The 12845-nt window shown below is 71.2% G+C and carries 8 protein-coding genes, 1 tRNA gene and 1 pseudogene; 2 read left to right on the top strand and 8 right to left on the bottom strand.

What is annotated here, in order from left to right:
- Window positions 1-30 precede the first annotated feature (30 nt).
- From QQK49_RS03630 to QQK49_RS03595, 8 genes and pseudogenes are all read right to left on the bottom strand, one after another.
- Window positions 31-1548, bottom strand: coding sequence for a glycosyltransferase family 2 protein (locus tag QQK49_RS03630; RefSeq protein ID WP_284302752.1), 1518 nt, complete (start codon window positions 1546-1548; stop codon window positions 31-33).
- Window positions 1548-2627, bottom strand: a complete 1080-nt coding sequence (locus QQK49_RS03625; protein WP_284302751.1) for a HEAT repeat domain-containing protein — start codon at window positions 2625-2627, stop codon at window positions 1548-1550. Before QQK49_RS03625 ends, QQK49_RS03630 begins: the two co-directional genes overlap by 1 nt.
- Window positions 2624-3007 carry a response regulator transcription factor gene (locus tag QQK49_RS03620; RefSeq protein ID WP_284302750.1) on the bottom strand — a complete coding sequence of 128 codons (384 nt, stop codon included), beginning with the start codon at window positions 3005-3007 and terminating at the stop codon, window positions 2624-2626. The genes QQK49_RS03625 and QQK49_RS03620 overlap by 4 nt, the downstream gene beginning before the upstream one ends.
- A gap of 117 nt (window positions 3008-3124) precedes the next feature.
- Window positions 3125-5155, bottom strand: coding sequence for a transcription termination factor Rho (gene rho / locus QQK49_RS03615; protein ID WP_284302749.1), 2031 nt, complete (start codon window positions 5153-5155; stop codon window positions 3125-3127).
- Between the two features lie 241 nt (window positions 5156-5396).
- Window positions 5397-6383, bottom strand: a complete 987-nt coding sequence (gene thrB / locus QQK49_RS03610) for a homoserine kinase (RefSeq protein ID WP_284305814.1) — start codon at window positions 6381-6383, stop codon at window positions 5397-5399.
- A 7-nt stretch (window positions 6384-6390) separates the two neighbouring features.
- Window positions 6391-7707, bottom strand: a pseudogene (locus QQK49_RS03605) (homoserine dehydrogenase); the annotation flags it as partial.
- Window positions 7708-7817: 110 nt separating this feature from the next.
- Window positions 7818-9239 (bottom strand): diaminopimelate decarboxylase, encoded by a 1422-nt coding sequence (gene lysA / locus QQK49_RS03600; protein WP_284305813.1) that lies wholly within the window; start codon window positions 9237-9239, stop codon window positions 7818-7820.
- Between the two features lie 40 nt (window positions 9240-9279).
- Window positions 9280-10941, bottom strand: a complete 1662-nt coding sequence (locus QQK49_RS03595) for an arginine--tRNA ligase (protein WP_284302748.1) — start codon at window positions 10939-10941, stop codon at window positions 9280-9282.
- 164 nt (window positions 10942-11105) lie between these two features.
- Between QQK49_RS03595 and QQK49_RS03590 the strand changes: the two genes are divergently transcribed.
- Window positions 11106-11177: transfer RNA gene (locus QQK49_RS03590), tRNA-Arg, on the top strand.
- A 260-nt stretch (window positions 11178-11437) separates the two neighbouring features.
- Entirely contained in the window at window positions 11438-12844 is a 1407-nt protein-coding gene (locus QQK49_RS03585; protein ID WP_284302747.1) for an HNH endonuclease signature motif containing protein, read from the top strand.
- The last annotated feature ends 1 nt before the right edge of the window (window position 12845 follow it).

Raw genomic sequence — 12845 nt, 5'->3', positions numbered from 1 at the left:
AACCTCGGTCGGGGCGCGGCGTCTCGCGTCTCAGGCATGACCCACCCCCGCCCCGGTCCCCCTCGGCGCAGTCCCGCCGAACCCGGCGCGGGTCATCGTGCCCCACTCGTGCGTACCGCGGCGCAGGCCCTGGACCAGGCCCTCGCACCGCCACCAGACGTTGAGCTGCCGGTACCCGAAGTTCTCCAGGACCGAGGCGACGATCGCGACGCCGAGGTCCTTCCACCGGGGGTACTTGTGGAACGAGAGTTCCTCGATGGTCATCGACGCGAGGTTGACCAGCAGCGCGTAGCCGTAGGTGACCAGGAGGAAGAACAGGGCGAACTCGAGGTTGGTCACGCCGACGGCGAGGCTGAGCAGGACGATGGTGATGCCGACGATCTCGAGCACCGGCACGACGAGCTCGAACAGCCACAGCCAGGGCAGAGCGAGGAATCCGATGCGGCCGTAACGGGGCCGGAACAGCATGCCGGCGTGCAGGACGAGCACCTCGTACAGGCCCCGGTGCCAGCGGCGGCGCTGCGAACGCAGGACCCGCAACGACGTGGGGACCTCCGTCCAGGCGATGGGCTCGGCGACGAACCGGATCCGGTAGGGCCGGCCCGCGTCGCGCATGTGCCGGTGCATGCGCACGACGAGCTCGAAGTCCTCACCGATGCAGTCGCGGTCCAGACCACCGATCTCCACGAGGATGTCGCGGCGGAACATGCCGAACGCGCCGCTGATGAGGACGAGCGCGTCGATGCTCGACCATCCGCTGCGGCCGAGCAGGAACGCGCGCAGGTACTCCACGACCTGGATCCGGCCCACCCACTGCCGGGGCATCCCGACCTCGACGACGCGCCCGTCGACGACCGTGCAGCCGTTGGCCGCGCGGATGACCCCGCCGGTGGCGATGGTGCGGACGGGATCCTCGGCGAAGGGTTCGGCCACGGCGATGAGGGCGTCGGGTTCGAGGATGGAGTCCGCGTCGACCACCGCGATCAGGGGTTCGACAGCGGCGTTGATCCCCGTGTTGACCGCGTCGGTCTTGCCCGAGTTCGGTTTGCGGATGACCGCCAGCCGCGTCACCCCGTCGTCTGGGACGTGGACGCTGGACACCTCCACGGGGACGGGGATGTCGCGCGGCACCTCCCGCGCGACCTCCACCAGGTCGAACCGCGCGCGCAACTGCTCGAAGGTGTCGTCGGTGCTGCCGTCGTCGACGACGACGACCTCGTGCCGTGGATGACGCAGCGACAGCAGCGACTGCACGGCCATGACGATCCCGGCCGACTCGTTGTGCGCCGGGACGATGAGGCTGACGCCGGGGGCGAGCCGGCTGGAGACCGCCTCGGCGCGCCCGGAGAAGGCCGACCGTCGCAGGTGGGCGAGGAACTCCGAGGCCGCGAGCAGGACGAGCACGAGGTAGGAGGTGTTGATCGCGAAGAAGTAGAGGAGCATCGGCGGGCCGATGACGCCGAGCAGCACGGTCATCGGTTCGCGGAGCACATCGGCGACCGACGCCCACCAGGCGCCGATCGTGGAGACCGCGGTGAGTGCGACCATCACGCCTCCCGCAAGGTGGCGAGTTCGAGGGCCCCGCGCGCGGCCCGCGCGGCCGCCTCGCCCTGCCCGACGGCGGCCTCGAGGGCACGATGTCCCACCGGCCCGAGGGCGATCAGCGCGTCGGCGGCGATCGAGGAGAGACGCCGGTCCTCATCGGCCAGCAGCGCGGTGAGCACGGGTTCGGCCGCGGGGACGCCGAGTTCACCGAGCGCCCCGACGCAGGCGCGCCGCAGCCCGGGGTCGACGGAGGCGGAGGCGTGCGCGGTGAGCAGCGCCGCGTCCTGCGGGTGACCCAGGCGACCGAGTGCGGAGGCGATCTGCGCCCGGACCGTCGGTTCGGTCTCCACCGCCAGGCGGGCCCGCAGCACGGGCAGGAGCGCGGGCATCATCGAGTTGGCGGACACCGACGCCGCGACGTCCCTGACCAGCGGATCCTCATCGCCCAGTCCGGCGACGACGACGGTGGTCACCGCCGGGCCCATGGCCAGCAGGCCGTCGGCGACGATCCAGGCCGGCACGCCGACCGGGCCGGCGCGACGCCCCTGGGGCGGGATCACCGAGCGCAACAACGGTGCCGCCGTGCGGGGGTCGGCGATCTGACCGAGGGCGCGGGCGGCGACCAGACGCACCTCGGTGGCACGGTCGGTGAGCAGCGGCAACAGGTCGGGCACGGCATCGTGGGTGCGCGCCGAACCGAGCAGGTGGGCGCTGCGGGCGCGCGCCATCGCCGAGCGGGAGCGGGTGCCCACGCGGGCGGCGTCGATGTCACCGTGAGCGGCGAGGATCTCCACGAGCTGCTCCGCGGGCTCCCCGCGCACCTTGGACAGCAGGCCGGTGACCGCGCCGCGCATCCCCTCCCACGCCCGCCCGGTCAGATCCGCGAGCGCCGCCGCCGACCTGCCGTCGTCGTCCTCACCACTGGCCACGTCGAGGAGCAGCATGCGGTGCGGCGCGGTCAGGCGCGCGAGCACGCGCGACCGACGGTGGCGTTCCAGGCGCGCGAGAACCGTGGCGACGATCAGAGCCCCGCACACGGCCCCGACGACGACCAACGCGACCAACGTGGCCTGCAGGGTCATCCTCGCCCGCGCCCCAACACCGTGCTCACTCGATGGACCAGCTCACGCGGGCTGAACGGCTTGACGACGTAGTCGTTGGCGCCCGAGGCGAACCCGGTGTCGACGTCGTTCTCCCGGCTGCGGGCCGTGAGCAGGATGACCGGGACGTTCCTCGTCCGCTCGTCCTCACGCACCTTGCGCAGCACGTCCAGGCCCGACAACCCCGGCATCATCACGTCGAGCACCGCGAGCGCGGGCAACTCCTCGGTCATCGACGCCCACGCCTTCAGGCCGTCGTCCACCGCCACGACGTCGTACCCGGCCTGACCCAGCTTGAACGACACGAGGTCGCGGATGTCGTCGTCGTCGTCCGCGACGAGCACACGCTTGGGGGTCTCCATCGGTAGCCCTTCTCCTTGTCCGTGGCCGCGGCCGGCCGGCAGATCCCAGGAGAGGAACCGCGGGCCCGCCACCGACGAATCGCGGTGGCGGGCCCGTGGATCGGTACCGAGGTCCGGTCAGTCGTCGTCCATCTTGATATTCGACGTCTGCTGGATCGTCATGAGGAACTCGGCGTTGCTCTTGGACTTCTTGAGTCGGTCGATGAGCAGCTCGATGCCCTGCTGCTGGTCGAGAGCGGCCAGCACCCGACGCAGCTTCCACATGATCTTGAGTTCCTCGGCGGCCAGGAGGATCTCCTCACGACGCGTCCCCGAGGGGTTGACGTCGACCGCGGGGAAGATGCGCCGGTCGGCGAGGGAGCGCGACAGGCGCAGCTCCATGTTTCCGGTGCCCTTGAACTCCTCGAAGATGACCTCGTCCATCTTGGACCCGGTCTCGACCAGGGCCGTGGCGAGGATCGTCAGGGAGCCGCCGTTCTCGATGTTGCGCGCCGCACCGAAGAACTTCTTCGGCGGGTACAGCGCGCTCGAGTCGACACCACCGGACATGATGCGGCCGCTCGCGGGAGCCGCGAGGTTGTAGGCGCGACCGAGGCGGGTGATCGAGTCGAGCAGCACGACGACGTCGTGGCCCATCTCCACCAGCCGCTTGGCGCGCTCGATGGCCAGCTCCGCGACCGTGGTGTGGTCGTCGGCCGGACGGTCGAAGGTGGAGGCGATGACCTCACCCTTGACCGTGCGCTGCATGTCGGTGACCTCCTCCGGGCGCTCGTCGACGAGCACGACCATGAGGTGGGCCTCGGGGTTGTTCGCCGAGATGGCGTTGGCGATGGCCTGCAGGATCAGCGTCTTACCGGCCTTGGGCGGGCTGACGATGAGACCGCGCTGGCCCTTACCGATCGGCGCCACCAGGTCGATGATGCGCGTGGTGAGGATGTTGGACGCCGTCTCCAGGCGCAGACGCTGCTGCGGGTACAGCGGCGTCAGCTTGCCGAACTCGACACGCTTCTTGCTGTCCTCGGGCGACATGCCGTTGACCGTGTCGAGACGCACCAGCGCGTTGAACTTCTGACGCGCGGGCAACTGCTCGCCCTCACGCAGCGCGCGCACCGCACCGGTGACCGCGTCACCCTTACGGAGGCCGAACTTCTTGACGAAGCTCATCGGCACGTACACGTCGTTCGGACCGGCGAGGTAGCCGCTCGTGCGCACGAACGCGACGTTGTCGCCGAGCTCGAGGAGGCCGGCCACCGGGACGAGCACGTCGTCCGCGGCGATCTGCTGCTCGACCTCGTTCGACTCGTCGTACCCGCCGCCCTGGCCGCGGTTGCCGCGACGCTTGCGGTCACGACTGCGCTGCCGGTTGCGGCGGCGACCGCCACGACCGTCGTCGTCGTTGTTGTTGTTGCGCCGGTCGTCGCGGTTACCACCACGGTCGTCGCGGTTGTCGCGGTTGCTGTCGCGGCCGCCACGGTCGTCGCGGTTGGTGCCACGGTCATTGTCGCGGTAGGTGTCGCGTCCGCCGCGGTCGTCGCGGTTGGTGTCGCGGTTGCCGTCCTGACCGCGGTTGTCACGGTTGTCGCGGTTGCCGTCCTGAGTCCGGTTGTCGCGGTTGTCGCGGTTGTCGCGGCCACCACGCTCGTCGCGGTTGTCGCGAGCGCCGCTGTCACGGTTCTCCTCGCGCCCACCGCGGTCGTCGCGGGTCTCCGTGCGCCGGCTGGCGGCCGGCTCGCCGGCCTCGTCACGACGGTCCTCGCGCCGACCGGATGTCTCGGCGTCGGCCTGCTGCTGGACCGGCGCGGCCTGGACCGGCTCGGGGGTGGTCACCTGCGTGGTGACCCGACGGCCACGACGGGCCGGGCGCTGCGGCGCCTCGATGCCGGCGGCTTCGCCGCCCTGAGCAGGGGCGCTGCTCGCGGACTGCTCGGGAGCCGGCGCGGAGGCCGGGGTGGAGGCCGCGGACTGACGCGGTGCTGCGCCACCCTGACGCTCTCGGATGGCGGCGATGAGGTCGCCCTTGCGCATCTTGCCGGTACCGGAGATGCCGAGGCCGGCAGCGACGTCCTGCAGTTCGGCGAGACGCATGGCTGTGAGGCCGCGACGCTTGGCCGGTTCGGGCGTGCCTGCGAGCTCGGTGGTTTCGGTCACGTGGGTCCTTCCCCTTCGTCCCGCCCGTTCGAGCGGTCAAGGTGGGGGTTGTCGGTGCCTGGCGGCGAGCGCGTAGGCGATACACGTTCGACGAGGCGTCTGGGCCACCGGACCGGGCGGTACACCGTCCCCTTCGCACACGTGAGGCATGAAGAGGAGGAAAAACCGGTACGGCGGTGGTGTTGCGTCCACGAGAGCGGAGATGGTGGCTCGATCGGGCCCGGTACTCGACCGGCGCAGATCAGATCGCGGCCGTGCGCTCTCCGAGAGACGTCCTCAATGTAGCACGGGCTGCCTGCACACCCACGGCGGGAATGCCAGGACCGAGCCGCTGCCACGCTTCGGCGGCCTCGTCGGGGTCCTGAACCTGCTCCGGTGTGGTCGTGAGGACCAGCACACTCGGCCCCGCGCCCGACACGACCGCGGCGTGGCCGCGGGCCCGCAACGCGTCGATCAGGGCCATGGCCTGCGGGTAGGCACCGCGCCGCTGCTCCTGGTGCAGCCATTCGGTGGTGGCGGGCAGCAACAACGACGGGTCCTGGGTCAGGGCGAAGGTGAGCAGCCCGGCGCGTGCCGAGTTGAGAGCCGCCTCCGCGTGCGGGACCGTCGCGGGCAGCACCGCGCGGGCCGTCGCCGTCGGCAACTGGGTGGAGGGCAGGAACACCACCGGCCGGATGTCCGGATGCAGGGGCAGCCGCACCGTCCGCACGCGCGGCAGCGACCGCTCGCCGTCGCGGCTCTCGACGTAGGAGACCGTGGCGCCGCCGAAGACGCTGGCGGACGCGTTGTCGGGGTGTCCCTCGAGAGCCCCCGAGAGGTCGTTGACGAAGTCGAGGTCCAGCGGGATCGGGCTGCCCTCGGGGGCCTCGAGGGCCTCGGGGCGGGCCAGCGCGGAGGCGAGCGCGACGCCGGCGACGATCGCTGCGGCCGAACTCCCCATGCCGCGCCCCATGCGGATCGTGTTGCGGCACACCAGTTCCAGGCCCTCGGGCCGCTGCACCCCGAGCTCGTCCCAGGCGCGGTACATCGTGGCGACCACGAGGTGACGCTCGTCCGTCGGGACGTCCTGAGACTCCTCGCCCAGGTCCACGACCAGTCCGGGAGCCTCGCGCACGACGGCGCGGTAGGAGTCGAGGACGCCGAGCGCGAGTCCGACCGAGTCGAACCCGGGGCCGAGGTTGGCGGAGCTGCCGGGGACGACGAGATCGACCGCCGCCCCCACCGGCATCGCGCTCACTCCCCTCCACCCGCATCACCGAGGTGACGCCGATGACGATGTCGAGGTCGGCGATCTCGGCGACCGTCGCGGCCAGGGCCTCGTCGGTGGCGGTGTGCGTGACGATGACGAGTTCGGCCGTCGTCTGGGCGTCGTCGTCGCTCACGCTCTGACGCACCTGCTGGATCGAGACCCCGTGGTGGGAGAACGCCGTGGCGACCTGGGCGAGGACACCCGGACGGTCGGCGACCTCGAGGCTGAGGTAGTACCGCGTGCGGGCCTGACCCATCGCCAGCACCGGCAGGTCGGCGTAGGTGCTCTCGGCCGGGCCACGACCGCCGACGACGCGATGGCGGGCCACGGCGACCACGTCGCCGAGCACGGCCGACGCGGTCGGGTCGCCACCGGCACCGGGCCCGTAGAACATGAGCTGCCCCGCCGCGCTGGCCTCGACGAACACGGCGTTGAACGCCTCGCGGACCCCGGCCAGCGGGTGACTGCGCGGGATCATCGCCGGGTGGACCCGCACGGAGACGCCCTCGGCGCCGCCGTCGGCGGGGCGGGTGCGCTCGCAGATCGCGAGGAGCTTGACGACACAGTCCATCTCGGCGGCGGCCCGCACGTCGGACGCGGTGACCTCGCTGATGCCCTCGCGGTAGACGTCACCCGCCGTCACGCGGGTGTGGAAGGCGAGCGAGGCGAGGATGGCGGCCTTGGCGGCGGCGTCGAATCCCTCGACGTCGGCCGTCGGGTCGGCCTCGGCGTACCCGAGCGCCTGGGCCTGCTCGACGGCCTCGGCGAATCCCTGACCTGTGCTGTCCATCTTGTCGAGGACGTAGTTGGTCGTGCCGTTGACGATGCCCAGGACCTTGCCGACGTCGTCACCGGCGAGGGACTCACGCAGCGGGCGCAGCAGCGGGATCGCGCCCGCGACCGAGGCCTCGTAGTAGAGGTCGACGCCGTTCTTCGCGGCCGCCTCGTACAGTGTCGGGCCGTCCTCGGCCAGCAGCGCCTTGTTGGCGGTGACCACGCTCGCACCGTGCTCGAAGGCCCGCAGGATGAGCGAACGCGCCGGCTCGATGCCGCCGATGACCTCGACGACGATGTCGGCGCGGGTGACGAGTTCGTCGGCGTCGGTGGTGAACACCTCGGCCGGCAGCCCCGTCTCGGAGCGGTCGCGACCCTGGCGACGCACCGCCACGCCCACGACCTCCAGCGGGCGCCCGATGCGCGCCGTGAAGTCCTCGCGTCCCTCGACCAGCAGTCGGGCCACGGACGCACCGACCACACCGCATCCCAACAGGGCGACCCTCAGCGGGCTCTCCTCGACGTTCACTTCGTCACTCCTTCGCTCGGTCCTCGCCCATCGTGCCCGACACCCGCGCTCGGGACGGAATCTTCTCCCGGAGCGTCCCACCAGGCGTCCATCTCCCCCATGCGCATCCGTCAGTCGACGTCCAGGGCGAGGATGTCCTCGATCGTCTCGCGTCGGACGATGAGGCGTGCCTCGCCGTCGCGGACCGCCACCACCGGAGGGCGCGGCACGTGGTTGTACTGGCTGGACAGGGCGCGGCAGTACGCACCCGTGCCCGGCACGGCGATGAGATCGCCCGGCCGGACGTCGGCGGGCAGGAACTCGTCCATGACGACGATGTCGCCGCTCTCGCAGTGCTTGCCGACGACCCGGGAGAGCATCGGCGGGGCGTCGCTCGCGCGCGCGGCCATCGTGCACGAGTAGTCGGCGCCGTAGAGCGCCGTGCGGGCGTTGTCGCTCATGCCGCCGTCGACCGAGACGTAGGCGCGGCGCGCACCCCCGCCGAGCTCGACATCCTTGACCGTGCCGACCTCGTACAGGGTGTACCCCGCCGACCCGGCGATGGCGCGGCCCGGCTCGATCGAGAGTCGCGGCACCGCGACCCCGGCCGCCGCGCACGTGCGTTCCGCGATGGCCGCGAGTCCCGTGCCGAGGTCGCCGGCGCTCATCGGCGTGTTCTGGCTGGTGTAGGCGATGCCGAAACCGCCGCCGAGGTCCATCTCCGGCATGACGTGGCCGTCGGCCGCCACCTGCGCGTGCAGGTCGAACAGGCGACCGGCCGCGACCTCGAAGCCGGCGGTGTCGAAGATCTGCGACCCGATGTGGCTGTGCAGCCCGAGGAGGTCGAGGGCGTCCGACGCGGCGAGGATCTCGGCGACCGCCTTGCTCGCCTGCCCACCCGCCAGGCTGAACCCGAACTTCTGATCCTCGTGTGCCGTGGCGATGTACTCGTGCGTGTGCGCCTCGACGCCGACCGTCACGCGCACCATCACGGGGGCGCGCACGCCGAGTCGCCGGGCGATGGCCGCGACCCGGTCGATCTCGTCAAAGGAGTCGACGACGATCCGTCCGACGCCGTACTCGAGCGCGTCCTCGATCTCGGCGCTCGACTTGTTGTTGCCGTGCATGCCGACGCGCGCCGCGGGAAACCCGGCCCGCTTGGCCACGGCCAGTTCGCCGCCGCTGCAGACGTCGAGGCAGAGCCCCTCGTCGGCGACCCACCGGGCGACGGCCGTGCACAGGAACGCCTTGCCGGCGTAGTAGACGTCGAGGTCGGTACCCAGGGCGCGGAAGGGCGCGCCGAAGTCGTCGCGGAACGCCCGCGCGCGGCGCCGGAAGTCGGTCTCGTCGACGACGTAGGCGGGGGTGCCGAACTCCTCGGCGATCCGGGTGGCGGCCACTCCCCCGACGACGAGGTGTCCCGCCTCGTCGCGGCGGGCCCCGCCGGGCCAGAGCTGCGGTAGGAGGGCGTTGACGTCGGTGGGGTGCGGCAGCCATTGCGGTGGGCCGCCGTACCCCTCGGCGTGGAGTGCACCGGCCTCGTGGGCGCGCATGTTCATGAGCCGTCCTCTCGGGTGGGTCTGGTGGGGCGGGTCAGAGCCGCTCGGGCGCGCTCACGCCGAGCAGGTCGAGACCGTTGGCGAGCACCTGACGGGTGGCGTCGTTCAGCCAGAGCCGGGTGCGGTGCAGGTCGGTGGTCTCCTCGAGTCGCCCGTCGACCACACCCGGTCGCACGCGGCACTCGTCGTACCACTTGTGGAACCTCGCGGCGAGACCCTCGAGGTAGCGCGCGACGCGGTGCGGCTCGTAGAGGTGGGCCGCCTGGGCCACCACGCGCGGGAAGTCGCCGAGGATCGCGAGCAGCGCCGCCTCGGTGGGGTGGGTGAGCAGCGAGGGGTCGAACGCGTCCTCGCGCCGTACCCCGTCCTCGGCCGCGAGTCGCGCGACACCGGCCGCGCGGGCGTGCGCGTACTGCACGTAGAACACGGGGTTGTCGTTGCTGCGCTTGCGCAGTTCCTCGCCGTCGAGCGACAGCGGACTGTCGGCGGGATAGCGGGCGAGGCTGTACCGGATGGCGTCGGTGCCGATCCATTCGAGCAGGTCGTCGAGGTAGAGCGCGTTGCCGCGCCGCTTGCCCATGCGCTCGCCGCCGATGTCGACGAGCTGGCCGATCCTCACCTCGATGTTGACGTCGGGGTCGTCGCCGGCGCACGCGGCGATGGCCTTGAGTCGGCCGATGTACCCGTGGTGGTCGGCGCCGAGGAGGTAGATCTTCTCGGTGAATCCGCGGTCCTTCTTGCTCAGGTAGTACGCGGCGTCGGAGGCGAAGTACGTGGGTTCGCCGTTGGCGCGGATGAGGACCCGGTCCTTGTCGTCGCCGAACGTCGTCGTGCGCAGCCAGATGGCCCCGTCGGACTCGACGATGTGACCCTGTTCCCGCAGTCGGGCGATGGCCTTCTCGACCGCTCCGCCCTCGTGCAACGTGCGCTCGGAGAACCACACGTCGAAGTGGACGCCGAAGCCGTCCAGGGTCGACCTGATCGCGGCGAGCTGCGCGGTGCACCCGAGGTCGCGGGCGATCTCGAGGGCCTCGTCCTCGGGCAGGTCGAGCAGATCCGGGCGCGCGGCGAGGACCTCCGCAGCCCGGAGGGCCACGTCGGGGCCGGGGTAGCCACCCTCCGGCGGCTCCTGGCCGCGAGCGCGGGCCAGTACGGACGCCCCGTACTTGTCCATCTGCGCGCCGGCGTCGTTGATGTAGTACTCGGAGGTGACCTGCGCGCCGGTGGCGTCGAGGAGCCGGCGCATGGAGTCGCCGAGCGCGGCCCACCGGGTGTGACCGATGTGCAGCGGGCCGGTGGGGTTGGCCGAGATGAACTCGAGGTTGACCACCCGGCCGGCTTCGGATCGACCACGTCCGAACTCTCGGCCCGCCTCGACGATGGTGCGGGCCAGCCCGCCCGCGGAGGCCGCCTCGAGGGTGATGTTGAGAAACCCGGGACCGGCGACGTCGACGGCCGCCACACCCTCGATCGCCGTGAGTCGACCCGCGACGACCGCGGCCAGGTCGCGCGGGTTCATGCCGGCCTTCTTGGCGAGCTGCAGCGCGACGTTGGTCGACCAGTCGCCGTGATCCCGGTTCTTGGGTCGCTCCACCCGCGGCGCCTCGATCATCGAGGTGCCCAGGGACAGCTCACCGGCATCGACGGCCTCGGTGAGGATGCCCCGCAGGGCGACGGAGAGTTCTTCGGGTGTCACCGCGCCAGTCTACGAACCGGCACCCGAGGCTTCGCCTGCCCTTCGCGCCACGTGAATGGCGGTGTCACCCGGGGTGCTCTGTCTCTCCGGGGGACCGATTCAGACAGGCCTGGATGTGCTGCTAGGCTGCACCGGTGCCGAACCGGGAAGGTCCGGCGCGATCGGCCCCCGTAGCTCAGGGGATAGAGCACCGCCCTCCGGAGGCGGGAGCGCAGGTTCGAATCCTGCCGGGGGCGCCGAAAAATTTCCAGGAAGGGTCGGGCTTCCACGCCCGGCCCTTTCTTGATCGGCCATCGATGCGCCCCGTTCGGATGGGCGCACAGCCGACCTGAACTGTGACGCACATCACACTTTTCCTTGCGGTTGAGAATGGCTGTGCCACAACACATTTCACCGTCGCCACACATCTCGCGGCCGGGTGCGAAATCCGTTTCGCCGCAACGGTATTCAACTGTGGACATCCTGTGGATAGAACGCTCGTTCGATAGAATCAGGCATGGCCATCGCACCTTTCCCGATCCCCGCCTCCGCGGGTGACGCGGCGCTCGCGCAGCTCGACGCCGCGCGTGAGTCGATCGCGGCGGTCGGTGCGGGATTGGTGGCGGTGAGCTCCGAGGAACTGGACCGCCTGGCCGCCTCCGCGGCCGGAGTGATCGCTGCGGCTGAGGCGGCACGGGCGGCCATCGTGTTGGAGGCATCCTCGCGGGGAGTGATCGCCGGTTCCGATCATCCGCGGACCAAGGCGTGGGTGGAGCAGACCTGCCGCGACGCCGAGGTGCCGGTCACATCCGTGATGGCGCGGCAGCTGCAGGACATCGCCCAGACCTGCACCGGGCACGACGTGGCCGCTCTGCGTGAGGCCGTGACGGCCGGCCGGTTGCCGCTGGAATCGGCGGCCGTGGTGGCCAAGGTGTACCGACGCCTCCGGGAGAAGATCGAGCACCCCCACTGGGACTTACTCGCCGACATCCTCATCGACTGGGCCGCCGAAGGCGCCCGGCCCTCCCAGCTGCACTCCCTCGAAGAGCGGATGATCGGCCAGTACGGCACCGCCGACGCCCTGCAGGAGGAGCACGACCGCGCCCACCAGAACCGCCGGTTGACCGACTTCCGCACCACCCGCGACGGGATGCGCACCGCCACCCTCAAACTCGACCCCGCCTCGGAGGCCACTCTCACCGCAGCACTCCATGCCCTGTCCAAGCCACAACCGGGAGCCGGCGGCGAGCCCGACCTGCGTAGCAGCGGGCAACGCCGCGCCGACGCCCTGCTGTCCATCGCCGGGTTCACCACCACCGCGCGGCCGGACGTGCCCGGCACCGGCGCCAAAGCACGCATCACCATCACGATGACCCTCGCCGACCTCCTTGCCGACCTCGCCGACTGTGATCAGGCCGGTGGCGTCGACGGCCGCGGAAGCGACACGGCCGAGGGCACCGACAGCCGAAACAGCGTCCGCTCCGGCACGCGAGTGCGCTCCCGCACCCGCGGCTACGCCGCCGCCGGGTTCGGGCAGACCCTCACCCCCACCGAGGCCGGCATGCTGGCCTGCGACGCCCAGATCATCCCCACCGTCCTCGGCACGAACGGCGAGATCCTCGACCTGGGCCGAGCCCACCGCACCATCACCCCAGGTCAGAGCGCCGCACTCCACCAACGAGATCAGGGCTGCACCTACCCCGGATGCTCGATACCCCCGCAATGGTGCGACGGCCACCACATCGTCTACTGGGCACTCGGCGGACGGACCGACATGAAACACCTGGCCCTGCTCTGCCGACACCACCACACCGTGGTCCACCGACACGACCACACCGCCACCGTCCACCCGATCCACGGAGTCCTCTGGACCAGACGCGACGGCACACCCATCGGCAACGGTCCCCGCATCACCCTGCCCTGAG

Origin of the sequence: Mobilicoccus caccae, from assembly GCF_030161635.1 — a bacterium.
GTDB lineage: Bacteria > Actinomycetota > Actinomycetes > Actinomycetales > Dermatophilaceae > Mobilicoccus > Mobilicoccus caccae.
The sequence above is the reverse complement of the archived record's forward strand: the minus strand, read 5'-3'. Positions and strand labels throughout refer to the sequence as shown.

Bases quoted from the DNA above. Each gene is read 5' to 3' on its own strand.
- QQK49_RS03585 (WP_284302747.1), top strand. From the start codon at position 11,438: ATGGCCATCGCACCTTTCCCGATCCCCGCCTCCGCGGGTGACGCGGCG.
- QQK49_RS03620 (WP_284302750.1), bottom strand. From the start codon at position 3,007: ATGGAGACCCCCAAGCGTGTGCTCGTCGCGGACGACGACGACGACATC.
- QQK49_RS03630 (WP_284302752.1), bottom strand. From the start codon at position 1,548: ATGGTCGCACTCACCGCGGTCTCCACGATCGGCGCCTGGTGGGCGTCG.
- thrB (WP_284305814.1), bottom strand. From the start codon at position 6,383: ATGCCGGTGGGGGCGGCGGTCGATCTCGTCGTCCCCGGCAGCTCCGCC.
- QQK49_RS03625 (WP_284302751.1), bottom strand. From the start codon at position 2,627: ATGACCCTGCAGGCCACGTTGGTCGCGTTGGTCGTCGTCGGGGCCGTG.
- lysA (WP_284305813.1), bottom strand. From the start codon at position 9,239: ATGCGCGCCCACGAGGCCGGTGCACTCCACGCCGAGGGGTACGGCGGC.